Raw genomic sequence first — 25,828 nt, 5'->3', positions numbered from 1 at the left:
AGCCTTGCGCTGTCTGGCAGTCAGCGATCCTCCCAAGCGCGCTTCAACCCCTCCAAGCCCATCCGATCCGGATCGGCGAGGGTCACAGGGAGGGCTTGTGCCTCCAGAACCGCCGCGTAGGGAGACTGCAGCAATGGCTCGGCGATCAGGGCCAGGTTCTGTCCCAGCCAATAGGGGCGCGCGGCGGCCAGCTCGGCGCCGATCAATGTGCCCAACAATTGGCCCAGCAGAACTTCCTTGCTGGCCTGCCCCACCACTGCTTCGGCCTGCACCGAAGCCAGCCGTGCCGCCAGCGTTTCCGGTTTTGCCAGACTGTCCGCCGCAGACTGCGTCAAGGCAGACCGGTCAAAGGGGCCAGTGCGGTCCAGACGCATGGTGTCAGCCAGGCTTTGTGCCAGGGGCCAAGTCAACGCGCCCTGAAAGCTGACCACTTCGCGGGCACTGACATGCACCCAGTGGTTTAACGGCCCCGGCAAGCAAATTACCCCGTCCCAATTCGGGTTCAGACGCAAGAACCCTTCAATGCGCGCGGTCGCGCCAAGGATCACCCCTGCCGGCGCATTTTGGCAAAGGCCCGGTAGCGCGTGCACCGTCAGCCCCTCCAGCTCGATCTTTTTCGGTCGCAGGTCTGATGGTTTGCCCGGGACCGCTACCGGCGGGACCAGCGTGCTGCCTGCCAAAAGCACCGGAACTGCAGACTCGCCCATCGCGTTGCGCAGCGCGGCGGCAAGGCTTGCTGCATCGCTGTCGGCCAGTGCCACCAGTTCTGAAGCTGACGTGCCGTCGTCGGCGATACGCCAAACCTGCAACTTATTCCCATCCAGATTGGCGACGATGTGGCTGCACGAAGCTGTCATGGCTGGTCAATCTCCTCGGCTTGGGGCGAGCCGCTTATCGCGCCAATTTCAGGGGCAGGCAAGGGCAGGTTCCAGCCCGGCGACGTGCAGTTGGCTTGCTTGACTTGCCTTGTCCTGCTGCCGCCTTACCTGACCAAACGGATAGGTTAGATAGCCTGAAGCGTGCTTCCGTCATCCCGATGCAAGGGGCGACAGCTCGGGCAGATCCGCGGTATTTTCTTAAAAGACACTTAAACTTTGCGACGTGGTGTCGCCTGAAACCGGACCGGTCGGTCCCGCCCCCGCGTTTCGTGACAGGAGGGTATGAAGCTATGAAAACCCAAGCTGTCTTGCACGATGCAAGCTTCGCGCAGGTCGCGGCCCGACGTCTGCTGGCCTTGGGAAACGCGCCTTCTGATGTCTTTGGGGGTACCGGTTTCGGGCAGGTTTTGCTCGATCAGCAAAAGCCGCTTGCCACAACGGCACGGATCGCGGGTTTCTTTGACCATGCCGAAAAGCTGAGCGGAGACGATCTGTTCGGGGTGCATCTGGCACAGAGCTGCGACCTGCGGCAGGCAGGGCTTCTGGGCTACATTTGCCGTTCGACATCGACTCCCAATGAATTCCTTCAGGATCTGGCGCAATACGCGCCGCTGCTCAGCGACAGTTGGGATTTGGATACATGCGCCTTGGAAGATGAAGGGCAGCTGGACTGGAGTTGCAAGGCGGGTGCTGCGCATAGGGCCCGGCAATATTCCGAATTCCTCGCTGTGTTGTTTCTACGCGGGTTGTTTCGGGCCAGTGACGGTTGCGTGCTGCCGAAACAGGTGGAGTTTTCCCACCAGCGCTGCGACGGCGTGGTCGAAATGGAAGCGGCGCTGGGCTGCCCCATCCGCTTCGGTAGCAGCGCAAGTTGCGCCGTGTTCGGCCTCGACGACCTCTATCTGCCCCTGGTGGGCGGTGATCCGGTATTGTTGCGGCTGCTCACGGACTATGGCGATTTGCTCCTTGGGCAGCACGCCCCGTCGGGCAAGAGCCTTGTCGCACAGGTCGAGGAGGCGATTTCTGCAAGGCTACCTGCGGGCCCGGTGTCCCTGGCGGTCATCGCGGGGGATCTTGGCATGAGCTCGCGGACACTGTCCCGCAAGCTGTCGCAGTCGGGAACCAGCTACTTCTCGGTTCTGGAGAACATGCGGGAGATGCTGGCGCGCCGTTACCTGACGGACAGCCAACTCTCACTTGGCGAAGTTGCCTTTCTGCTGGGGTACTCCGGACTTAGCAGTTTCAGCGATGCCTTTCGTCGGTGGACAGGCCAAAGCCCGGGCAACTTTCGTGCGGAGAAAACCTCATGACAGGAAAAATAGCACCATTCCTCGCGATTCTTGGTCGCGGCCATCAAGGCGCGCAAAACAATTGCAGCGCAGATGGCGGGATTGTTTCCCGGCGAAGTGTGGTTTTTGGCTGTAGATGTCGAATTCATGGTTAAAGGTCGCAATTTGCAAGAAGTTTCCTAAAATTGATTTAAATAAGGTGAGCCGCTGAAAGGTGGCGCTCCGGCCTGGTGCCGGAGGGGACAGAAGAGATGCGGGCGCGTGGGGGCGCGCCCTCATGGAACTAAGAATACCTGAGGTGCCGAGGCGGATCCCAAGATCCAGGTGACCGGCGACAAGAGTGAACGGCTGCATGTTCGAGGCAGCGGTCCAGTTGCAATGCGGCTGGAGAAGCAGGGGTACGGTATGAAGTACATGATTTCTGGTGGCGCAGGGCTGGCTTTAGCACGTTTTGAGCTGCAGGGCGCGAACGCCGCACGTGTCAGGCGGGCGCTGCCGGTTCAACCGGCCAATATCAATGCTGCCTTGGGCGCAACTGCCCGTGCAAGTGGGAAGCGTGCTCACGGTGGACTGGCGAACGGGACCTACGCCGCAGTCGGCAAACGTTTGCTGGACGTAAGCCTGGTGTTGCTGAGCTTGCCCGTGGTGTTGCCGATAATTGCTCTCTGCGCTCTGGCGCTCTGGATTGAAAGCGGACGCCCGTTTTACACGCAGCCGCGTCTGGGTCGTGCCGGCCGCACGTTTCGCATCCTGAAACTGCGCACCATGGTGCGTGATGCGGATCAGCTGTTGCAGCAATATCTCCGCGAGGATCCGGCACTGCGGCAGGAATGGGAACAGACCCAGAAATTGAAGAATGACCCGCGGATCACACGGGTTGGACGGCTGTTGCGGGCCACGTCGCTGGACGAGCTGCCTCAGCTGTGGAACGTGCTGACCGGCGACATGAGCCTGGTTGGCCCGCGGCCGATGATGCCCAACCAGTTGGGATTATACGGCGATGCACAGGCATATTTTGCGCTGCGGCCCGGCATCACCGGTGTCTGGCAGGTCTCAGTGCGCAACGAGGCCGGGTTCTCCTGCCGGGCTCAGGCGGATAGTCAATACCTGCGAGAGGTCACTCTGCAGCGAGATGTCGGTTTGATCTGGCGCACGCTGGCTGTGGTCGTAAAGGGGACAGGTTATTAACCTGCGTCTGCGACAATGAACTGTACCGGGCGGACATGTGCCAGCCGCCCCGGTTGTCAGCCCCCCTGAACTGGCGCATCATTCACGGGGTCCAGCCATCGTGCCGAACCTAAACGGAGAAAACGGACACCAGTATGAGTGAGCAAGGCTTCAAGCGATTTCGCCGCCGCCGCGCTCTGGCGGTTGAGCACGCCTCTGACCGAGGCGCGCCAAATGGCGCACCTTCATTTGAGCAGGTGCCTGCGCGTGATCAAAGCGGGACCCCGGCCAGCGTAAAGCAAGAGGCTCAGGCCCGGCCGGTGCCGACAGACGAGCCGTCGATATCGGCAGATCCCCCTGCGCCGCCTTCGGCGTCCATTGCAGCTGCGCCGATCTTGACAACGCCGCCGGTGGCGCTGCCGGAACCTTGGGATCAGATCCGTCAGGTCAGTTTCGCGGGAAGCGGTTCGCCAGGGGCAAGCGACAGATCGCTGCGCCTGGTCTGCAACCAACGTGAGTCCGCCGCAGCAAAGTCGTTCGATCTTCTGCGCACCCGCTTGCTGCATACGCTGAAAGATCGCGGCTGGCGTCGGGTTGCGGTGACGGCCCCGTTGTCCGGTTGCGGAACAACCTTTTCCGCCGTCAACCTGGCACTTAGCCTGGCGAGAGTGCCGGGGCGGCGCACCATCCTGATGGATATGAACTTTCGTCATCCCGGTGTCGCCGCGGCCATGGGGCTGGCCACACCAACCGGGTCCGGGGAAAATGGCGGGCTGGCGAGCTTCCTGTCGGGCGCGACCAGAATGGAAGAGCAACTGGTGCGTCCGCTGCCATCCTTGGCTGTCGGTGCCAATGACGTGCCGGACCAGAACGCGGCCGAGTTGTTGCACGGCGCCAATTGTGCCGCCGCGATCGACGAGATGATGCAGAGTAGCGGCGCGCACACGGCGCTGTTTGACCTGCCGCCGGTGCTGGAGCATGACGACACGGTGGCCTTCTTGCCCCAGGTCGACGCGGTGTTGTTGATCTCGGACGGCACGGCTACCACCGCCGCCCATTTGGCCGCTTGCGAGAAGATGCTCGCCGGACATACCCAGCTTCTTGGGGTTGTTCTGAACCGTGCACAGCGTTCAGAGATGCCGCTGGACTAATCCTCGCCTTAGTTTTGCCCGGTTGCCATGGTCCTGTCGCCGTGGTGAATGCGTGTGAAAAGGCGCAGTTCAAAACCGCCGTGGAAGGGGCCGGGCCGCAGTGGCCCGCAACAAGAGAGCAGACAGATGGGGCCGATTTACTCGTTTGCCGATTTTGTGGACATGGTGCGGCGCAGGCTGTCCATCATCTTTCGGGTGTTTGTCCTCGGCTGCCTGGTGTCCCTGTGGTTCGCGGCGAGTCAGCAGCATGAATACGAGACAGCTGAGGTGCTACAGATTGCCCGGCCGCAGATCGCCGGTGAACTGGCCAAATCCACCGTAGAAGGCTCTTCGGCGCGGCGCATGCAGCTGATTGAGCAGCGGCTGATGGCGCGTGGAACGGTGTTGGAGATCATCGAGAAATTCGGCCTTTACGCGGACCAGCCGTCGCTGACACCTTTGCAGAAGGTCGCCATGCTGCGCCACTCGGTGCGGATTACAGGCGTTGCGGCCGCGCGCGAAGGGTTCTCTGACGATGGTACCATTTCGGTGCTGACCATCACTGCCCGCATGCCCACTGCAAAACAGGCCCAGCAGGTTGCCCGGGAGTTCGGTCGCCGCACCATCGAACTGAGCCAGGCAAGCCGGATTGCCCAGGCGCGCGAGACGCTGAACTTCTTTGCCGAAAAAGAGGCCGCGCTCAGCGAACAGATTGCTGCGCTGGAAGATGAGATCGCGGCCTATCGGCTCGAGCACGAAGTCGCCTTGCCGGGCACCATCGAGTTTCGTCGCGAGGAAATCGCCACGATGAACCAGGGCTTACTGGAGATTGCCCGCGAACGGATCGAGATCCGACGGGCGGCAGACCAGGCCCAGGCCGAGGAACGTCCCGCCACAGCGCGGCGGATGCTTGCTGAATTCGAGCAGAAATTGAAGACGCTGGACGCACAGGAAGCGTTGCTGAGCCAGCGCAAAGCCGCCTTGGAAGAGTCGCTGCAGACCACGCCCGAGGTGGAGCGTCAGCTGGGGGCCTATGACCGGCGGATGGAGCAGCTGCAGGCAGAATTGGCGCGGATGACAGCGCGCCGCAACGAAGCAGAAGTCGGCTTCCGCCTTGAAACCGGGCGGCAGGCGGAGCGCCTGACCATCCTCGAACCCGCCCCCTTGCCGGATTACCCGGTGACGGGCTCCCGCAAGAACAAGGCGCTGATCGGGGCTGCGGCCAGCCTCTTCCTGGCGTTCGCGGTGGCCTTTGTACTGGAACTGCGCCATCCGGTGTTGCGCACGGCAGCGCAGATGCAACGGGAAACAGGGCTGTTGCCCGTGGTGTCGATCCCGATGATGGAGTCCGCCCCCCGTCGCAGGGGGATAGGCGGCCTGCTGCTGCGCTTGTTGCCGTGGCGTCGATCCCGGGGCACAGGCTGATCAGTTTGCGCCAATGGATGTCATGCCCTGAATCAAATGCACCTGGTCGAACATGCTACTGATCTCCGTCCAGTGCCAATGCAGGGCGCCGCCCCCAACGAGAACACATAGCGCGAAGAACACCAGATCATGCAGCGGGTCCCAGACGTGGTGGCGCTGTGCCAGAAGTACGAGCACGGGGTAGGCCGCCAGCACCGAGACCGCCAGCGCCGCGATACCACCGCCCAGCCCAAGCGTGGTGACGGCCGCCAGGAACATCCCCGTTTGCAAACAGGCACGTGTGGCTGAGAAGACAAAGAACCCGCGGCTGTCGCCCGCAGCCAAGGCAGCCTGATCGTAGGTCATCGTGATCACGGCGGGCGCGAGCGCCAAGGCGATCAGAACAATCATCGGCCCTGCCGCTGCATAGCGGTCGTCATAGAGCAGCCCTGCCAGCCAGGGGCCAATCCAGGCCATCACCAGCAACAGGGACAGAATTGCCCCCGTCAGGCCAAAGCGCAGTTGGCGTTGCCGACGTCGGTTCTCCGGCGCGGCATCGGCAGGTTTGTCGCGATAGACCGGGATCATCAGGCGCTGGTTCACGGCGTGGCCCAGCTGCATCGGGAAGCTCGCCAGGAAATAGCCGATGTTGTAGAGCCCCAGCACCTCCAAGGGGACAAACCGCCCGAGTATCGCCCGATCCCCCTGCGAGGTCAGGAACCAGAAGGCGGTAGACAGGAAGATCCATTTGCCGAAGCGGATCAGTTCCTGCACGGCGGTTTTTTCCCAACGGAACCGGTTGCCCCGCCCCGGCAGGCCAATGTGATACAGCGCGAGCTTGGCGGCTGCCTGTATCACCCCGCCAATGACAAGCGCCAGCACCGACTGCATCGCCAGCGCCAGAAGGATCATGGCGGCAAGGCCGACCACCTGCGCGCCGAGGTCCAGTGCGGTCACCCGGCCTGCGTGCAGGTGGCGCAGCGCGGTTTCAACCCGGGTCGGGTGAAAGCCGGCCAGCGCCAGCCCGGCTCCGGCAATCGGCAGATAAAGCGCCAGCGCTGGCGCATCGTAGAACTGCGCCACTGGCCAGGCCAGCAGCCCAGTCATCAGCCACAGAAAGAAGCCGCGTATGACCTGGATGGTCCAGGCGGTATCGAGAAAATCCGGCTCGTCCCCGCGTTTGCTTTGGGCAATGGACAAGCCCACACCGACGTCGGAAAACAGCGACAATCCCACCGTCACCACCGAGACCAGGGCCATCAGCCCGAAGGCTTCGGGGAACAGGATACGTGTCAGGATAAGATTCGACGCCAGCCGCAACGCCTGGCTGCCGCCATAGCCGATCATCAGCCACGAGGCGGAGCGCAAGACACGCGCCATCATTCCCTGTCCTGCAAATAGCGCCGCGACCCGCTGCATGATCACTCCGTTGCCTACCGCCCGATGCCGCACGCTATGCAGCAGCATGAAGAGCGTCAATCATCAGAGCGGCGTTACCGTCGAATGACGCTCAGCACGTTGAAATACTGTCACGATCCGGTGCCTGTGCTGCATTCTCAACGTGGACCAAACATCTCTGCGTCGATGCTGGGCAAGTGCTGTCGGCGCGGTTAGTGTTCCGGTGATCACTGAACTTGTGGGAAGCACCGCGTTGAAAATTGGCTATATTCTAAATACCTACCCGCAGCCTTCGCACAGTTTCATCCGCCGGGAATTGCATGCGCTGGAGGCGCAGGGCGTCACGGTTTTGCGCCTTGCGATGCGGCCGACGACGATGCCGCTGGCTGATCCGGGTGACCAGGCCGAGGGCGCGCGGACGGAATATGTGCTGAAGGCGGGCATCTTGCCGTTGCTGGCAGCGGCGGTGCGCGCGTTCGCAGCTTCGCCGCGGCGCTTCCTGCGGGCAATGGCCTTGGCGGCCAAACTGGCGCGGGCCTCGGACCGGGGGCTGCTGCGGCACCTTATCTACCTGGTTGAGGCCGCCTATGTGAAGCAGCGTTGCGCTGAGGAGGGCGCGCAGCACATGCATGCGCATTTCGGCACCAATGCTGCGGCGGTTGCAATGCTGGCCGAGGCGCTGGGCGGGGTGAGTTACAGTTTCACTGTGCACGGCCCCGAGGAGTTCGACGCCCCGCGGACCTTGTCGCTGGGGGAAAAGATCAACCGTGCTGCCTTTACCGTGGCGGTCAGCAGTTTTGGCAAAAGCCAGTTGAGCCGCTGGGCCGACTTTGGCAAGTGGGACAGCCTGAAGGTTGTCCATTGCGGGATAGAGCCAGACCGCTGGCGCGAGGTGGTACAGCCACCGGATGGGCCCTTGCGCCTGGTGGCGATCGGGCGGTTCGTGGAACAAAAAGGGCAGATGGTGCTGATCCACGCCCTGTCGGAACTGATGCGACGAATGCCAGAGGTTCACCTAACGCTCATCGGCGACGGCGAGATGCGCGGGGCGTTGGAAACTGCGATCACCCGGTTCGGACTGGAGCGCAATGTCACCCTGACGGGCTGGTTGCCAGAAAGTGGCGTGCGCCGCGAACTCGAACGGGCACATGCGCTCGTCATGCCATCCTTTGCTGAAGGTTTGCCGATGGTGGTGATGGAGGCGATGGCGGCGGCACGTCCGGTGATCGCAACCTACATCGCCGGGACGCCGGAACTGGTCTGGCCTGGGGAGACCGGCTGGCTGGTCCCGGCCGGTGACGTCACCGCATTGGTCGCAGCGATTGAGGCGTTGGAGCGGACCGCGCCGGACAAACGCTGGGCGATGGGCCAGGCGGGGCGCGCGCGGGTGCTGGAGCGGCATGACAGCGCGACCGAGGCGGCGCGGCTTGCCCGCTGTTTTCAGGAGGCGATCAAGGCCCGGGACTAGCGGCCTCGGGTCCAGCGTTTACTTGAGGCGAACAGTGGTGTTTTGACCGCCGCCGCGACCAGCGCATAGACAACAAATCCGGCCGGGTCCGTCGCCATGAGCCGCAGGAGATCGGCCTTTGCGGGCCGGGGCTTGTCCTCGTTCTTGGCGAGGTTTGGATAGCGTTGGGCAATCTCCGCCACACCTGCATTCTGCCGCCGTCGCACCCGGACCAAGTTGCGCAAGCCCTCGACCATCGGCCAGTTGTAGCTTGCTGGAACGCGGATACGTTCCGTCGGCGCAAAATTGAGGCGGGCGAAGATGTCGTCGGCAATGATGTCCGGCCAGTCTTCCCAACGCTGCCGCCCGGCGCGGCTCATGGCAAATATGCCAAACCCCGGAACCCCATTGGTGAAGAAGGGAAGCTGCGTCCAGATCCTTGCGTAGGCACGGGTAATCGCGCTTTGGGCTCGCGGCACTTGCGGGCTGCCACTCGCATACCGCGGGACGTATCGGTTCGCCGCGGCGTTCGGGCCAGCTATCAGTGCCGCCGTCAGTTGCGGAATCAGCTGTGGCGAGACGGTGACATCCGCGTCGAGATAGACCAACACATCGCCGCGCGCCGCCGCATCACCGACATTCAGGGCACCCAGCTTGCTACCCTCGGCTTGTTCCAGCACCTTTAGCTTCCACCCCTCAGGCGGCTGCACGGATCTTGCCTGTGCGGCAGTCTCATCCGAGCAACCGTTGGCGAGAACCAGAACTTCGCCCTTGGCATTGCCGGGAAGGGGATCCGAGGCAAACACGGCATCAAGGCAGGAGCCGATATAGGCTGCCTCGTTATGGGCGGGTATCAGCACCGAGACCAGCACGCTCACTTTGCCGCCTCGATAACGTCCCAGCGCGGGTTGCTGTCACTGAGCGTGCGCAGCGCCCCCCAACTGCCCCATTTGCCCGGGGCGCTCACGTCGACAAAGACGTTGAAAAGGCTGCCGCCTGCCTCGGACCAGCCGTTGAGCAGATCCCGGTACAATGTGCCCATTTCTTCGGTGTAGTTGAAGTGGATGAAGAAATCCGTGATTTCAGGGTCATCCACCACCGGACCGATACCGACTACATGTGTGCCGCCTTCATACATGATCAGGTCCAGGTCATGCTTCCTCGCCACGCGCGCGTGATGGGGCAACACCCGCTCTATCAAGTCTGAGAGCGTGTCGCTGGCATCGCCCGAGATCAGCCCGTCGCGCAATTCTGCCGCCGCCTGGGCGCTGGCGGCGTCATAGCGGTGTCGCTCGACAAACTCTGCGGCGGCCTCCCCGGGCAGGCCACGGTTGGCGGCGACCGCGCGGGCCTGTGCGCGGCTGTCGGCGATCCAGGCGCGCAGCTGCCCCGCGCGGTCGCGGGTTCCGAGGATCCCGCCGAAATAGCCGGTCACGGCGTATGCGTCGAAATAGGCGGCAGGGGCTTGGCGCGCGGGGTCTTCCGCTTGCCACAATGGCGCTGTCAGCACTTGTTCCTCCAGTCCCAGCCAGCCGGTCTGGGTCGCGACCACCCGCACGAGCCGCTCAGAGTTGTCGCCGAATACCTCGCTCCAGATCTGCGCCACCTCGGCGGCGCGACCGCCATAGAATTGCATCCACAGGTTTTCGCCCCCCCAGCGGGCCTTGGCCTGTGTGTCCGCCCATGCTGCTTGTTCAAACTGCCAGTTCCAGACTTCGTTCGAGTATTCGACATAGGCACGCAGATCCGCGTCCAACCCCTCATTCACCAGCCTCGCAAACTGGCGGACATAGCTGTCGTCGGCCATGTGCGGCATGGAAAACCACGGATCGGCACCGAGCGTGTTGGCCAGTTCCAGCATCACCTCAGCCGGAACCCCCTTCTGCGCCCAAGTGTAATCCTGTCGCCGCGGGCGATCTTCCCAGCCGGTCTGTTCCGAGTTGTTGGTGGCCATCCAGTTCATCATCCGCAGGGCGTCAAACCCGTTCAACCGGTCCAGCCACAACGGGTTGAACAGCGTGCCGCTGTCATGAGCGCCAAGATGCTCCTCTCGCACGACGGTGATATTGCGCACGTAGTCGCCATCCCGGTCAGTGCGCTGGATCAGGATCGAGACGGGCCCGGGACCGGGGATAAAGTCAAAGCGCACCTCGCCTTTGCCGTATCGTACATTGCTGGCGCGGCCCGAAACCTCGACAATGCCTTCGCCGTCAAAGCGCAGCACATAGCGTCCGGCAAGCGCGCGCGCGTCCTCGGGCAGGTCGGTCAGGATGACCGTTCCGATCGATCCCAGTTCCGGCGGGATCGCGGTGGGCCAGCCATTGTCGTCGAGATAACCGGCCGCTTGCAGATCCGCATGGGTAACACCGCCCCATTGGCCGGGCAGGTGGCCGATCCAGGGGCGTGCGGTCTTGAAATGGTCCAGAAACGGCGCCTGGGTGCTCCAGTCGGCGACGCCTGCAAGGGTAACGGCGATCGGCTGCCGCAAGACCCCGTCTGCCGCGGGTGTCTTCGCGGCAGCGGGCAAGGGGGTAACGTTGGCATTGAGCGCAGGCAGTGTCGGCTCCTGCGGCAGCGCGGCTGGTTCTTTTGGCAGGGCGGCGGTGCGTATCTGCTGCCCCTGGGCCGCCGCCCAGGCGATGGCTTGCAATCGGGCGGCCAGAGCAGGAGAGGGGGCCGGGTAGGGATTGCCCCAGCGGTCCTTCAATTGATGCGGTAGCCCACTGGGGTCTTGTCCGGTCAGCACCGCGTACTGCAGCAAAGCGAGGAAGTAGAAACCGGTGGCATTGGGGTGGATGTCGTCGGCAAAAACGTCAGCGATGCTGTTAAGGCCCGGCACCGTGCCTGCCCGGATCGCATCATCCAACCGCGCCATTGCCTGGCCTGCGGGCAACAGCCGTACGGTGCCGTCGGTGCGGGCGTTGACCGCATCCACGACCGCCTGCCAGCGCGGCAGGTCCTGTTCCAGCCGCTCACGCCAGGGTACGTGGGCACCTTCATCAAAGGGTACCGGGGTCTCGGTGCCACTGTTGAGGCTGTGCCACGTTTCTTGCAGGTAGAAATCCACCTCGGGGTTGGAATGCCTCGCCAGTTCGTAGAACTGGGTCACCGCGCCCTCGGTGTCGCTCCACTTCAGGTGGTTGGCCAAGGGGACTGCCTCGGTCACGATGACCGCATCGGCCGCGCGTTCCAGTCGCGAGCGGGCGTCCACTCCCTCTCCGTCACCGCTGTGCTGCCAGTTGTAGCTTAACGGCGCGCCATTGATGATCTGCGCTTCCACAGTGGCAGGCTGGCCGCCAGCCGCCAGAAGCTGTTCCAGCATTGGCGGGTTGTCCGGCCCGAACAACGAATGGCCGATCATCACCACGGACGAGATCAGCGCTTCCAGTTTCATGCGTTGCGTGCCTCAGCCCCGAGACCGGTACGCGGCAGCGCGGTGACCACCTGCCAGACGATCTGCTGCACGCGGCGCGCCGCATCGGTGGGCCACGCCTGAGCGGGCGTGCCATCAGCGCGCGTCAGTTGGTGGGGCAGGCCTTCGGGGCTGCGTTGGTAGAGCACCGCGAAATGGGTCAATGCCACGATATACGTTCCCAGATCATTGATGTGGATAGTATCCAGGCCTCCGTCCGGCGTCCGTGCAAAGAGTGCTTCACGTGAGTCGAGCCCGGGGATATTTCCGTTTTCAGCGGCGCGGGCAACGGCGGCCAAAACCTGTCCGCCGGGGATCAGATACACTGGCTGATCCGGGTGCCGCCGACTGGCCCGGCCCGTCAGTTCACGGATCCAGAGCCGCTCCAGGTCGCCGTCGATCCGCTCGAACCAGCCTTCGGGGTCATCCAACTTGTGCCAGGTTTCATACAGGAACAGTCGCGGCGCTGGAGACGCGTTACTGGCCAGATCGACCCATTTTTCGAAATACTTGGCCGCATCGAAATACTTGAGCGCATCGCGCAGTTCGACCATCTCGGTCACCACGACCGCATCATAATCGCCCGAGCCGACCGCTTCACGTGCATCCCGGAAGGCGGGAGCTTGATTGGCGGTATCGAAGTCGAGGATCGGCTCGTCAGGCTCCCAATGACCGCGAAGCGATGTGCCGGAACCCAGCTGGCTGTTATAGCCGTGCCCATCGGGAGCTAGCTGTGCCAGCATATATGGCATGTCCGCGCCGACCAGCGAATGGCCAAGGTGAAAGACAGTCAGCGGCCCCTCCGGTTTCGGGAGTGGCGGCGGTACTGGAACCGGGCGATTTCGGGTGGCAAAACCGGCCAGCCCCAAGGCCGCGACGGCTGCCGACAGGGCGATAAACCCGCGGCGCGCCATCATGAGCGCCTCCGGACTTCCGCCACTGTCATGATGAGCTCCGCGCCGATGACAAAGCGTCCGGGGACGGCCTCGCCCCGCGCAAACGGTGGTCGTGCGGCGGTGAAAACGGCTTGAAAACTGCCGGCGGATAGGTCGATATCCAATTCCATTCCATCAAATCCGTAGTAGGCCCGGCTTAGTGAATACTGGGCCTTGTAGGCGGCTTCCTTGGCCGAGAAAATCAGCTTGGCCAATTGACCGGCATGGTCCTGCTGCCGCAGCCAGTCGCGTTCACGCGGGGTGCAGATCGCCGCCAGCAGATCGTCTTTCAGTGGCGTATCTTCTTCCAAATCTATGCCCAGCCCCTGCACGGCGTCATTGCGCGCCAACACCGCCATGGCACAGCTCTGCGTGTGGCTGATCGAACCTGTCACCCCTTCCGGCCAGACCGGCGCGCGGTCCGGGCCGACTGGAACCGGCTGCAAGGGAAGGCCCAGCTTGCAGATCGCCTGGTGGGCAGCGGCACGCCCGGCGGCAAACTCGTCACGCCGCTTGCGCACCGCGTTTGGCGACAGGCAGGCGACCTCTTCGGGCAAGGGGGCGGGCGGGTTGGCCAGCGGATCCGCCCCGGCCAGGGCCACGTCTTCGGCCAGCAGCGGCCTTAGCAGGGCCAGCCGTTCTGCCAGTCTGGTATTGGCTGCCGTCATCCGGTCCTTGTCCTGCGATTGGCGCGCATGGCCCGGCGCTTGGACATCGTGTCGCTGCGGTCCGGGGCGGCGCTGGTACCTGTCGCTTGTTCTTCGGCTTTTTCCGTGCCCCCTGCAATCCCTTCGGCGTGGTTCGCCAAGCTGGACAGCGTGGGAAACCGGAAGATGTCGGTGATCGACAGCGTGGTCAGCCCGAGGGTGTCGCGCAGCTCCCGGTGTGCCTGCACAGCCAGCAACGAATGGCCACCCAACTCGAAGAAGTTGTCTGCCGCACCGATGTTGGCAATGCCGAGCAAGCGGCTCCAGACCGCCGCGATCTTGGCTTGCAAGTCACCTCTGAGGGGCTCGGCTGCCACCGCTTGCAGTCGTTGGGGCTGCGGGTCGGGCAGTGCCTTTCGGTCAATTTTCTTGTTTGGCGTCAGCGGGAAAGTCTCAAGCGTGACGATGCGGGCAGGCACCATGGCCTCCGCCAGCCGTGCGGCGAGTGCCTGTTTCACGGCGGCTTCATCAACCGGCTGCGCTGCGGTGACATAGCCGACCAGTTGTTCGGCCCCGCTGCCCCCGCGTGGTACGACGACCGCACCGGTGACGCCCGGTTGGGCCGCAAGGGCAGCCTCGATTTCGCCCAATTCGATCCGCTGGCCCCGGATCTTGACCTGATGATCGGAACGCCCGAGAAACGCGAGCTGACCGTCCGGGGTCCAGCGCACCAGGTCGCCGGTTCGGTACAGGCGGCCTTCGGCAAAGTCTGCGGTGACAAAGCGCTCGTCGGTCAGCGTGTCACGCTGCCAGTAGCCCGCTGTCACGCCCGCGCCGCCGATATACAATTCTCCCACAGCGCCGAGGGGCACCGGCTGCTGGGTATCGTCCAGCACGTAAACCTGCGTATTGGCGATCGGGGTGCCGATGCTGGCGGTCCCCTGCGGCACGGCATCAATACGACTGACGGTGGACCAGATCGTCGTCTCGGTCGGCCCGTACATATTGTGCAGCACGGCGCCGGTCGACGCGCGCAGCGCCTGCACCAGATCGCCGGGCAGCGCCTCGCCGCCGACCAGCAGGTGCTGCAATTGGCCCAGGCAGGCGCTCGCGTTCGCGTCCTCCGCAATCATCCGGGCCATTGACGGTGTGCATTGCATGTGGGTCACCCCGTGCCGCACGATCTGCGCCGCCAGGGAGAAGTCATCTGCTGCCAGTGCCTGCGGCGCGTTGCTGAGGCGGAGAACCTCGGCCAGCGGCTTCAGGCCCTCCAACACCACGTCGGGGGCGATGCCATAGTCGATCAGGCAGGCGATTTCATTGACTCCGATGCGCTTCAGCGCCGCAACCCGCTGGCAGGCGTCCTGCACGGTGCCGAACAACCCGGAGTCCTCGAAGTAGCGCTCAAAGGCAAAGTCGAGGATTGCGTCCATCTCGGCCTCGGAGAGGGAGCCGAGGTCCATCTCGAACGGATTGTTCACGCCCTCGGGCCGCTTGAAGGCCGGGAAGGCCCAGGCGTATTGCTTGATCAGCCCGGCGGCGGAGCGCAGGTAGTCCTTCATCGGCTCCCGCGCCACCTGTCGGGCCTGCTCGCGGGTTTCGGCCAGGTAGCTGTGCAGCATCAGCGTGACCTTGAAATCCGCCGGATCATGGCCCGCCTCGCGCAGCGCGTCGTGGTAGATGCGGATTTTGCCCGCGACTTCTTCGATGCTTTGCCCCAGGAGATGGGTCAGCACATTGGCGCCGATCGCCCCGGCCTCGCGCCAGGTGTCGGGGTTGCCGGCGGTGGTAACCCAGACCGGCAGTTCGGAGGAGACCGGCCGCGGCTGGGTGATGACGGCATGTTCGCTGCCGTCCTTGCGTGGAAAGGCGACCTCCTCGCCGCGCCAAAGCTTGCGTACGGTTTCGATGGCATCGAAGAGCGCAGGCTTGTTGGCGGGTGGGGTGTTCTCCGGGCGCAGGATGAAATCATCCGGCTGCCAGCCAGAGGCAAAGCCGATCCCTGCGCGCCCTGCCGTCAGGTTGTCGATCACCGCCCATTCCTCGGCAATGCGGGCCGGGTGGTGCAGCGGAGCGACGCAGGAGCCGCCGCGCACGCCGATGTTCTGCGTGACCGCTGCCACGGCCGCGCCGGTAACGGCCGGGTTGGGGTAGGGGCCGCCAAAGGCGTGAAAGTGCCGCTCTGGTGTCCAGACCGCGTTGAAGCCGTGCTGGTCGGCGAATTTGGCGCCCTCCAGCAGCAGGTTGTATTTCTGCGGCCCCGGCCCGTCGTCATTGCCCCAGTAGAACAGATTGAAATCCATTCGGCGGTCCGACAGTGCCACCGGGCCGCGCGACAGCTCCAACCGGCTTTCGTCGCTGGACAGCACCAGCTTCAACCCGCGCGACAAGGTCCAGAACAGCTCCAGCACCGAGATGTCGAAGCTGAGGCTGGTCACTGCCAGCCAGGCATCGCCGGGCTGATGCGGAATGCGCTGATCCATCCCGGCAAAGAAATTCGCCACATTGGCGTGGGTGACCATCACTCCCTTGGGCGTGCCGGTGGAGCCGGAGGTATAGATCAGATAGGCCAGATCACTGCCCGCCGCGCCGCCGTCAACGTTGTCCGCCACCGGATCGGTAACGCTCTCGACCTCCAGCACCTTCGCGTCCGATGCGGGCAGGCTGGCGCTCAGCGCAGCCTGGGTGATGATCACCTGCGCCTGGCTGTCCAGAATGTAATGGGCGATGCGGTCGGCCGGATAGGCCGGGTCCAGCGGCACATAGGCACCACCCGCCTTGAGCACCCCCAGCGCGGCAAAGACGAGCTCGGCGCTGCGGCGAATGTAGATGCCGACATGGGCGCCGGGCTGCACGCCCATAGCTTGCAGCCGTGCGGCAACAGCATTGGCGCGGGCGTTGACCTCGGCGTAGGTGTAGGTCCGGTCCTCAAAAACCAGTGCGGTGGCGTCTGGTGTTTTGGTGGCCTGCACTTCAAACGCCGCGTGGACGGTTTGCGCGGCGTCATAGTCGCAGGCCGTGTTGTTCCAGTCCTCGAGCAGCATCCGGCGTTCGGCATCCGGTAGCGCCGGCAGGGCGGCAAGCGGACCTTCGACCCCCTCGGCGAAGGCCTGCAGGAGCAGGTCCAGCCGCGCTGCCAGCAGGTCCGCGGCGCGCTCGTCCACTCGGCTGGCGTCACAGTGCAGCACCAATTCTGCCTCTGACAGTGCGACCGTTACCGCGCAGCCGACCAGTGGGGCGTTTCCTTCCAGCGACAGGCCGATGGCAGGCATCGGTTGCGCCGCGATTTCTGGCGCACGGGCGATCAGGTCGCTGGCAAAGCCACCGTATGTCCGTGCCGTGTCAATCTCTTGCTTGGTGCGGTCCAGCAGTGTCTGCACGGTTTCCTCGCGCCGGGCCTGCAACGGCACCCAGTCAGAGACAAACCCGGCCGCGCCCTGCGCCACGGAGGTGGCCAGCGCCACATCGCCGCGCTCCTCGGCCGTTCCCAGCAGGGCCCAGGCCAGCACTGCAGCTGCGGCGGTAGAAGCGTCAAGCCCGGCGGGCAGTGGCAGGCTGCGGCGGGCGGTTCCCGTGTTCCCTGTGTCCGAGGCCAGCGGCAGTTGAAGCGGCTGCATCGCCGCGAGCCGCTTGCGCCAGTGCGGCTCGCCCTGTTGGGCGGCGGCGAGGGCTTCGGTGATCCGGGCAGCCTCGTCGGCGGGGACGCCGGGCAAATTCGTGCCGATGTCGCACAGCGAACGGAGGTCTACCGCCAGCCCGGCCGGTGTGGTCAGCCGCGATAGCCGCACCGCGCCCTCGGTGGTGGCAACAGTCAAACTGTCCTTCGAGACGGCCAGGACCGTGCCGGGCGCTGCCGTGCCTTCGGCCAGCCGCGCGGTGCCTGCCAGCACAAGCTGATCGCCGAGACGCAGTTTGGCGATGCACATGGGGTTCCAGTAACCGCCCGTGTCCAGCGCTCGCACCAGTCGGGCCAGCTCAGCCGCGGGGCGGGTGAAATCCAGCAGCCCGCCCGCCGCCGGACGGTCGGCGCGCGCGAAGTAACGCCGCTGGTTCAGATCCTGCGGCTGGCGGTTCAGGTCGCCGCTTTCCAGCTGCGCCAGAACCTCGGGGAAGCTGTCCATCGCCGCGGCATAGCATTTGGAGTTCAGGCTGAAGGCGGTTTCATCCTCTGCCACATCGAAATTTCGCTGGGCCAGGATGTCGCCCTCGTCGGCACCGCGGGTCATCAGGTGCCAGGTGATGCCGTGCTGCGGCTCGCCGTTGATCAGCGCCCAGTTCGGGGTGTTGAGGCCCGCGTAGGCAGGCAAGGGCCCGTCATGGAAATTCACCGCCCCGCGCGCAGCGCCAGCCAGAACGGCGTCGGGGATCATCGTCAGATTTGCAATCGACAGCAGCCAGTCATAGCCGCCCGTGATGTCCTGCGGGTGCTCGAGCAGCGCCAGCCCCTTGTCGGCAGCCCAGCGGCGGATGTCGGCATCCTGCGAGACAACCGCATCAATCCGATGGCCGCGCGCCAGCAAAGTGTCGGCACAGCCGATCAGCAGCGATTCATTGCCAATGACGACAGCGGAAAAAGGGGTCATTTCGGCTCCTTCACAAGCGGAGAGATCGGGCGCGTTTCAGCAGGGCAGGCGGAGGGGCGCAGGCTGGCGCGCAGCTCATGGCGCAGCAGGTCGCGCAGGAAATACGGCGGGCCGGGGCGTTTTCGACCGCTCAGCACACAGCGCAGTGCGTACAGGCTGCGCCCGGCCGCCTGTGCCAGCGTTGCCAGCAGCGCATAGGCGCGGCCGTGGGTCTTGGTGAAGTAATGCCGCCGCGAGTCGAACCAGTAGCCGGGCGTGCGCTGCCAGTCCTTCATCCCGGTGGAGGCCGAGCCGACATGTTCGATCCGGCTGTCCGGCAGGTAATGTGTACGCCAGCCCGCGCGGGCGGCGCGGTGGCAGAGGTCGGTTTCCTCGAAATAGAGGAAGAACCGTTCGTCAAAGCCCCCGATGTCCTCGATCACCTCGCGGCGGATCATCAGGCTGGCGCCGGCGGTCCAGTCCACCTGGGTTTCCTGTTGCGGTATCTCCATGGCGACCACCCAGGGGCGCAGCAGCCGGGTAAAGATGCCAGTGCAGATGCTGGCCTCGAACTCGCCAGCGATGGAGGGAAAGCGAAAGGCAGTGCGATGCGGGGTGCCATCGGTGCCCTGCACGTAAGAACCGACCAGCCCGGCACCGGGAGAGCGTTGAAGAAAGTCGCGCAACCGTCGGATGGTGTCCCCCTGCACGAAGGCATCCGAGTTCAGGAGATAGTAGAACTCCGGCGCCGAGCCATCTGACAGGCCGGTTTTGAAACCTAGGTTCATGCCCGCGCCAAAGCCACCGTTCACGGGCGAGGCCAGGAGACGCAGTTTGCCATCCTCCAGCCAGCCCCTTTCATGCGCAGCGCTCCTGATCTGCTCGAAAGAGCCGTCATCCGAGCCGTTGTCGATGATCAAAAGTTCGCCCGGCAACGCGCGCATCTCGGCCAGCGCGGCCTCGGCGGCGCGCAGGGTCATCTCCGGTGTTCGGAAATTCAACAGGATCGTCAGTATGCGTGCGTTGTCTGCCATGCTCACTCCGCGGCCTGTGTCCGGCTGGGTGCGGTTTGCACAATTGTGCTGTGCGTGGCCTGTTTGGCCTGAACCGCCCGCGCATCGGCAGCATCCAGACGAGCCTTCACGCCCGCCGCAAGCACTGTGACATTCGGCACCAATACCATGCTGTCATGATCCCCCGGTACTTCGACAACCTCGACCTTCGGTGCCCATCGGGTCCAGTCGTTGTCCTCAAAGACATACTCACGCTCGGCGCTGACCCAATTGCCGCCGGTGACCTGCCACTTGCGGTCAAGGGGCGGGCGGAACAGGGTCATCGGGCCGTTCCAGTTCCGCAAGGTGTAGGCTTCAACCGCAGCACGGAAAGCGCGCTCGATCCGGCGGTTGTTGAATTCGGGCAAGTCGCTGTTGCCGACGGGTTCGGCCCGGCGCTTCTGGACTTCCCAGGCAATGCGGCTCCTTGCCCAGTCCAGCAGGAAGCGGGGTCCCTGTTTTCGCAATTCGGCCAGCTTGATCAGGGCCTTGTCAGCTGGTTTGAGCGGGGGGCGGACGGGGAGAGGGGTATCCAGAAGGATCAGGGCTGCGGTTTCCTGACCGTCGTTTTCCAGTTGCTGAGCCATTTCGTAGGCGGTGATGCCGCCACCCGAAAACCCGCCCAGCAGGTAGGGGCCTTCGGGTTGGAGCTGACGGATTTCCGCCAGGCAGCTGCGGGCCGCGTCTTCGACCCGGTCATGCGGGGCGTCGTCGCCAACAAGCCCCTTGGCCTGCAAACCGTAGACCGGTCGATCCCGACCGACCAGCAACGCCAGATGGCGCAGGTTCAAAACGTTGCCGAACATGCCCGCGACCAGAAAGAAGGGGCGCCGACCGGTGCCGTCACCGGGGTGCAGCTGCACGAGGTGGGTATATTGCGGCTGCTCCGCGGCGTCTTGCGGGCTGTCGCCCGGCTCCGCGGAAATGCCTCCGCCGCGGCGCGCGATGATGCGGTCTGACAGCGCGGCGACGCTGGGGGCCTCGAACAGGACCGACAAGGGAAACTCCACGTCGAATTGGCGTTTCACCTGGGCAAACAGTCGAACCGCAATCAAAGAGTGGCCGCCGAGATCGAAGAAACTGTCCTCGATTCCCACCTCCGAAACCCCCAGGAGTGAGGCAAACAGGTCCGCCAGCTTCTGTTCCACCGGGTTGCGCGGGGCGATGTAATCGGTCTCAAGCTGGGGGCGCTCAAAGCTTTGTGCGTCTTGAGAAGGGAGCGGAGCCGGGCGATCCGCTTGCGCAATCAGTGCAGGCAGCTCCAGCGAGGAGACCACCACTTGCGGCAGGTCCGCGGAAATGGCGCAGCCCAGTGCACGTTCCAGGGCCTCGCCGCCTTCTTCGGCACGAATGCCATTGGCGATGTTTAGATGTAGGCGGCGCTCCTCTGCCGAGAGAGGCGTTGCATCACGTACCGGCGAAAGTTTCAGCTGCTCGGCTGTGGCATCAGGTTTGGTGCTTGCGGCTGTCGCTTCAAAACCGCCGACCAAACGTTGGATGCGAAAGCCCTCAACCTCCACCAGCACGTTGCCATCGGGATCCGTCAGCGTGATGTCAAATGCGGCAGCGCCGTCACCGGGCGCGTCGTGCAGACGCGCGTGGCTGTAGACATCATGGCCGAGGGCGGCATGCACGCGAATCCGCTTGTAGGAGACAGGGACCCACAAGGCGTCTGCGCGGTAGCCGGGGATCAGGTCCATTGCCCAGCCGGTCGCCAGATCCAGCAGTGCAGGATGCAGCTGCATGTTGTCGTCCTGCGCGAATTCGGGCAGCCGCAACCGGGCGAGCCCTTCCCCCGCACCCAGCGCGGCGGATTGCAGCACATGCCAGCGAGGCCCGAAGCGAAGATGCCGTTCCTGCGGGGAGCGCAGACGACCGTCTTGCGGGCTCTGCACGTGAGGGCAGCGGGACAGGATGTCTGAAATATCGAGCGCGACGGGGCGTTCTGCCGCCGTCGCAAAGGCCAGCATTGCCTGACTGTTTAGATGGTAACCACCTGAACAGGCAGAGTAAACAAACAGTTCATAACCATTTTCATTAGCTTCGAGCTTAATCAGCGTTTGCTTTGGCTGCTCGTCTGCGACCACCAGGGGACGCAGGAAATACAGGTCGCGGATTTCAAACGCGTCGCCAGTTTCCAGCGCCCGCATGACCTCGGCGGCGATCTCCACGTGACCCGTTCCGGGCAGGAGCGCCGTGCCCGCGGCGGTGCGGTGATCGTTCAAAATCCAATGGCTGGTGTCGAAGGTGGGCAGGAAGACCCGGTTGCCGTCGCTGTCAAACCCCTGCTGTTGCAGAAGCGGTTGCGCATAGGGGGCAGGTTGGGTGGCTTCGGGCTCGGCGTTCCGTGTCTTGAGTGCTGCTGCGGCCATGCCCGTGTCAGCCCAGACGCCCCAGTCGATGGCGACGACACGGGTCCGCCCGTTGGCGCGGTGGCGTGCCCAGGCGTTGAGGTATTCGTTGGCGGCAATGTAATCCACCTGTCCTGCCGGCCGGGTTGCGGTGGAGGAGGATGAAAACAGCAGCATGAGGTCCAGGCTGCCGTCCGGAAAGACCGTGTCCAACGCCCGCAAGCCGCTGACCTTCGGGGCAAGAACACTTGCGATGCTGTCCTCATCCTTGGCCAGCAGCGGCGCGTCGTTGATGACGCCAGCAGCATGAATGACGCCGGTTAGCGGGCCGTTCTCGGCCTCTGCCGCCTGTCGCGCGGCCTCAAGTTCCCCGCTGTTGCATACGTCAGCGGCCAGTGGCAGCACCGGGTTACCGTTCTTCGCCTCCAGATCCATCACCGCGCGAATGCGTCTTGCCGTGCGGTTGGCCGGGCTATGGCTGGCGAGGTAGCGTTTCCAGCTGTCGCGGGGCGGCAAGCCGTCGCGCGAGATCAAGGTGACCTTGGCGCCATATGTTTGCCTCAGGTGGCCTGCAATCGTCAGGCCGATCCCGCCATACCCGCCGGTGATCAGGTAGTGTCCACCGGACTTGAACGGTGGCACAGACGGGGCCGTCAGCGACTGCGAACGCCAGCTCAACTCCAGACGTTTTTCACCGCGCCATGCGACGGTGGCATTGGCCGGTGTGGCCATGAGTTCTTCCAGCAGGCGGTCGGCGAGGTTGGCCTTGGCTGGCTTGCGCCGCTTCAAACGGTCTGACAGCCCCGTGGTGCGCGGCAGCAGTTCGATGTCCACGCTGGCGCAGCTCACCCCGGGCAGCTCCCGAGGGATCACCCCGAGCGGGCCTGCGATCATTGCCTTTTCCGGATAGGGCAACGGTTCACCACGGACTTGCGCGGCCCCGGTCGTGAAGACGGTGAGGTGCACGGGAGCGGGCAAATTGATGTTGCCCAGTTCCTGTGCCAGGGCGGTCAGGCCGTGGAACCCCATTTCCAGATTGCGATCAAAGAACGACGAGCCGGGACGGTAAGTCTCGGCTTCGGTGACCAACCAGAAATGGGCAATTCGGTCGGGTAACAGATCTTCGGCAGCCAGATCGCCCAGCAGCGCGCCATAAGCCATGCGGCCTTGCTCGGGCGGCAACACGAACAGATCAGGGGCCAGCCTGGCGTAGGTATCGCCCGCCCGCACCCGCATCACGGTGTGACCGGCGGCGGACAGGCGGGCGCCCACCGCCGCGGCCTGACCGCAGTCATCTTCGAAGATGAGCCAGTTGTGGAGTTCTTCGTCCAGCTCCCGTTCGACATCAAGCGCGCAGTCTGCCAGCCGGGGACGCCAAGCCGGGCGGTACCCCCAATCGGACAGGTCGTCGTGCCGCTTTGGGGCCGGGTCCTCGGTGGTTGCCGGTTGGCCCGGCTCGATGAAATAGCGCCGTCGTTGAAAGGCGTAGGTGGGCAGCGGCAACCGGTTGCGCCGGGCTTCGCCCCATATCTGCTCCCAGTCGGCCTCGACCCCGCAAGCCCAGAGGCGACCGATGACGCCAAAGAAATAGGCATCATCCATGACCTGTTGCGCCGGGTGGCGCAGCGAGCTGAGTACCTGGCCTAGCTTGACCTCCGGCGCCATCTGCGCCAGCGCACTCAACGCCTTGCCGGGGCCAACCTCGAGAAACACGCGGCCCGGCGTCTTGGCGAGCTGGGTGATGCAATCACCAAAGCGCACGGTGTTGCGCAGCTGGTCGACCCAGTAGTCGGCGCTCATGGCCTGCTCTGCGGTCAGCTCCGCACCGGTGCGGTTGGAGATCACCGGCAGCTGCGGTGCGGAGAGGGTGAGACCCCGCAGGAAGTTACCATAGGTCTCCAGAATGCCGTCCAGCATGCGCGAGTGGGCGGCGATATCGATGGCGATGCGCTGATGTTCGATCTCTCGGGCGGCCAGTTCGGCGGCCAGCCTGTCGAGCGCCGCCTGTGGGCCGGACACCGCGGTGAGGGCAGGGGCGTTGACGCTTGCGATGTCCAACTCGTCCCCGATCAGGGCTTCCACCTCGACCAGCGGTAGCGCGATCGACAACATGCCGCCCTTTGGCACTGTATCGAACAACCGTCCGCGCAGAAGCACCAGGTCTATGCAGTCCTCAAACGAGATGACACCCGCCAGACAGGCCGCGGTATTCTCCCCCATGGAATGTCCGACCAATGCCGCGGGCCGAACGCCCCAGCTGATCCACAGCTGCGCCAATGCGTATTCGACGAGCATGATCAACGGCAGCTGGACGGAGGGCTGCTGCAGACGCGCATTTGCAGCCTCTTCGCCACTCTCTTCGGGCAGCCAGATAGCGCGGATGTCATAGTCGAGCTGTTTTTGCAGGTGGTCCAGCCCCCGGTCCATCCATTCGGCGAAGACCGGCTCCGTCTCGTAAAGGTCGCGAGCCATCCCGGCATATTGCGCGCCGCCACCGGGAAACATGAAGACCACTTGGGGGGCATCGCCCAGTCGGTCATGCGTGAACACCTTGCGCGGATCGTTTTCGTGCAGCAGGCGCGCGGCCTCAGCCGGGGTTTCGGCCACCAGAACCCGCCGTTTTGCAAAACCTCGACGCCCCTGTTTCAGGGTGAAGGCGACATCTGCCAGGTCCGCTTCGGGATGGGCCTCCAGATAGTCCGCCAAGGCCAGCGTGTTTGCCTCCAGTGCTGCCTTTGACTGGCCTGAAACGCAGAGGATCTGAAACGGAAAATCACTCTCCTCCGACGGCAACCGCTCGGGGGCTTCCTCCAGGATGACATGGGCGTTGGTGCCGCCGACGCCAAGGGAGTTCACCCCGGCGCGCCTTGGCCCCTTGTGGGAGGTCCAGGGGCTTAGGCTGGCATTCACCTTGAAAGGGGAGTTTTCGAAATCAATCGCCGGGTTCGGCGCCTCATATCCCAGCGAAGGCGGGATCTCCTTGTGATGCAGCGCCAAGGCTGTCTTGGTCAGGCTGGCCACGCCTGCGGCGGTATCGAGGTGGCCGATGTTGGTCTTGACCGAACCGATCCGGCAGTATCCGCGCGCCTCGGTGGAGGCCAGGAATGCTTCGGTCAGTGCCGTGACCTCGATCGGGTCGCCCAGATAGGTGCCGGTGCCGTGGCATTCGACGTAATCGATGGTCTCCGCCGGGGTATTTGCTGCCTGCAACGCGTTGCGAACCGCGGCAGCTTGTCCGCCGACCGAGGGCGCGAGGTAGCCGGCCTTGTCCGAGCCGTCATTGTTGATGGCCGATCCCTTGATGACGGCCCAGATGTGGTCGCCGTCGGCAATGGCATCTTCGAGCCGCCGCAGAGCCACAACCCCGGCACCGGAGCCAAAGACCGTACCTTGCGCGCGATGATCGAAGGCGTGGCAATGACCGTCCGGGCTGAGGATTTCGTTCTCTTTGTAAACGTAGCCGCGGCCATGGGGCAGTTCGATGGTGACACCGCCCGCCAAGGCCATGTCGCAGTCGCCTTCCCGCAGGGCCTTGCAGGCGTAATGCACGGCCACCAGCGAGGTGGAGCAGGCGGTCTGAACGTTGACTGACGGGCCTTTCAGATCGAACACATGGCTGACGCGGGTGGTCAGGAAATCCTTGTCGTTGCCCGTATGACGGAGCAGGAACATGCCAACGTCATCGACCAGGTCGGGGTTCGAGCAGATGTTGAAGTAGAAATAGCTGCCCATTCCACAGCCGGCATAGACGCCGATCGGGCCGGAGATGGTTTCAGGCGGATGGCCTGCGTTTTCCATGGCGCCCCACGCCACCTCAAGGAACTTTCGATGCTGAGGGTCGAGGATGGCTGCTTCCTTTGGGCTGAAGCCAAAGAACTCGGCGTCGAATTCATCAAACCCCTTCAGCCGTGCTGCGGCGGGTACGTAATTCGGATCTGCCAGCGTTGCAGGGCGCTCTCCATTGGCCAGCAGGGTTTCGCGGTCCAGCTGCTCGATCGCTTCCAGGCCGTGGCGCAAGTTTTGCCAGAACACGTCCGCGCTTGGTGCACCGGGCACGTCCACTGAAAGGCCGACTATCGCAATATCACCGGCCGCGGCGCCTGCGGCTGCTGATTTTCTATCCAATATCGTCACTATCTGCCCCTACGGCCTTACA

At 64.0% G+C, this 25,828-nt stretch carries 15 protein-coding genes; 5 read left to right on the top strand and 10 right to left on the bottom strand.

The features are described from left to right. Positions 1-20: 20 nt before the first annotated feature. On the bottom strand, positions 21-857 hold the full coding sequence (locus ACZ52D_RS04140) for a 2-dehydro-3-deoxygalactonokinase (protein ID WP_464442633.1): 837 nt from the start codon (positions 855-857) through the stop codon (positions 21-23). Positions 858-1,036: 179 nt separating this feature from the next. Here ACZ52D_RS04140 and ACZ52D_RS04135 point away from each other — a divergent pair, with 179 nt between their 5' ends. Further along, a complete protein-coding gene (locus tag ACZ52D_RS04135) occupies positions 1,037-2,188 on the top strand; it encodes an AraC family transcriptional regulator ligand-binding domain-containing protein (RefSeq protein WP_464442632.1) in 1,152 nt (383 codons plus the stop codon). On the opposite strand, the gene ACZ52D_RS04130 is transcribed toward ACZ52D_RS04135, so the two are convergent. Beyond that, the gene (locus ACZ52D_RS04130; protein WP_464442631.1) at positions 2,183-2,521 is read right to left on the bottom strand and encodes a hypothetical protein; all 339 of its coding nucleotides are present in this window, start codon (positions 2,519-2,521) and stop codon (positions 2,183-2,185) included. The two genes, ACZ52D_RS04135 and ACZ52D_RS04130, sit on opposite strands and share 6 nt — an antisense overlap. Before the next feature lie 51 nt (positions 2,522-2,572). On the opposite strand from ACZ52D_RS04130, the gene ACZ52D_RS04125 reads away from it, so the two are divergent. The 3 genes from ACZ52D_RS04125 to ACZ52D_RS04115 all read left to right on the top strand — a co-directional run bounded on the left by ACZ52D_RS04125 (position 2,573) and on the right by ACZ52D_RS04115 (position 5,889). Continuing rightward, positions 2,573-3,355: a sugar transferase gene (locus ACZ52D_RS04125; RefSeq protein ID WP_464442630.1), complete on the top strand. Its 783-nt coding sequence runs from the start codon at positions 2,573-2,575 to the stop codon at positions 3,353-3,355. Positions 3,356-3,744: 389 nt separating this feature from the next. Further along, on the top strand, positions 3,745-4,485 hold the full coding sequence (locus ACZ52D_RS04120; RefSeq protein ID WP_464442629.1) for a P-loop NTPase family protein: 741 nt from the start codon (positions 3,745-3,747) through the stop codon (positions 4,483-4,485). A 126-nt stretch (positions 4,486-4,611) separates the two neighbouring features. Then, entirely contained in the window at positions 4,612-5,889 is a 1,278-nt protein-coding gene (locus ACZ52D_RS04115) for a GumC domain-containing protein (RefSeq protein WP_464442628.1), read from the top strand. Here ACZ52D_RS04115 and ACZ52D_RS04110 read toward each other — a convergent pair whose 3' ends face one another. Then, positions 5,890-7,287, bottom strand: coding sequence for an oligosaccharide flippase family protein (locus ACZ52D_RS04110; RefSeq protein WP_464443115.1), 1,398 nt, complete (start codon positions 7,285-7,287; stop codon positions 5,890-5,892). Between the two features lie 232 nt (positions 7,288-7,519). Between ACZ52D_RS04110 and ACZ52D_RS04105 the strand changes: the two genes are divergently transcribed. Next, positions 7,520-8,734 carry a glycosyltransferase gene (locus ACZ52D_RS04105; RefSeq protein WP_464442627.1) on the top strand — a complete coding sequence of 405 codons (1,215 nt, stop codon included), beginning with the start codon at positions 7,520-7,522 and terminating at the stop codon, positions 8,732-8,734. On the opposite strand, the gene ACZ52D_RS04100 is transcribed toward ACZ52D_RS04105, so the two are convergent. From ACZ52D_RS04100 to ACZ52D_RS04070, 7 genes are read right to left on the bottom strand one after another with little or no spacing between them, the layout of a single operon-like run. Then, positions 8,731-9,591 carry a glycosyltransferase family 2 protein gene (locus ACZ52D_RS04100; RefSeq protein ID WP_464442626.1) on the bottom strand — a complete coding sequence of 287 codons (861 nt, stop codon included), beginning with the start codon at positions 9,589-9,591 and terminating at the stop codon, positions 8,731-8,733. The genes ACZ52D_RS04105 and ACZ52D_RS04100 overlap by 4 nt on opposite strands. Further along, a complete protein-coding gene (locus tag ACZ52D_RS04095) occupies positions 9,588-12,107 on the bottom strand; it encodes a hypothetical protein (RefSeq protein ID WP_464442625.1) in 2,520 nt (839 codons plus the stop codon). The genes ACZ52D_RS04100 and ACZ52D_RS04095 overlap by 4 nt, the downstream gene beginning before the upstream one ends. Next, positions 12,104-13,042: a hypothetical protein gene (locus ACZ52D_RS04090; protein WP_464442624.1), complete on the bottom strand. Its 939-nt coding sequence runs from the start codon at positions 13,040-13,042 to the stop codon at positions 12,104-12,106. The genes ACZ52D_RS04095 and ACZ52D_RS04090 overlap by 4 nt, the downstream gene beginning before the upstream one ends. After that, positions 13,039-13,728: a 4'-phosphopantetheinyl transferase family protein gene (locus tag ACZ52D_RS04085; RefSeq protein WP_464442623.1), complete on the bottom strand. Its 690-nt coding sequence runs from the start codon at positions 13,726-13,728 to the stop codon at positions 13,039-13,041. Before ACZ52D_RS04085 ends, ACZ52D_RS04090 begins: the two co-directional genes overlap by 4 nt. Continuing rightward, complete coding sequence (locus ACZ52D_RS04080; RefSeq protein ID WP_464442622.1) at positions 13,725-18,290, bottom strand: MupA/Atu3671 family FMN-dependent luciferase-like monooxygenase; 4,566 nt, start codon at positions 18,288-18,290, stop codon at positions 13,725-13,727. Before ACZ52D_RS04080 ends, ACZ52D_RS04085 begins: the two co-directional genes overlap by 4 nt. Continuing rightward, entirely contained in the window at positions 18,287-19,303 is a 1,017-nt protein-coding gene (locus ACZ52D_RS04075) for a glycosyltransferase family 2 protein (RefSeq protein ID WP_464442621.1), read from the bottom strand. The genes ACZ52D_RS04080 and ACZ52D_RS04075 overlap by 4 nt, the downstream gene beginning before the upstream one ends. A 2-nt stretch (positions 19,304-19,305) precedes the next feature. Next, on the bottom strand, positions 19,306-25,797 hold the full coding sequence (locus ACZ52D_RS04070; protein WP_464443114.1) for a type I polyketide synthase: 6,492 nt from the start codon (positions 25,795-25,797) through the stop codon (positions 19,306-19,308). Positions 25,798-25,828: the final 31 nt, after the last annotated feature.

The organism is Leisingera sp. S2M4 (genome assembly GCF_055398055.1).
This window is presented reverse-complemented; position numbering and strand designations above follow the sequence as displayed.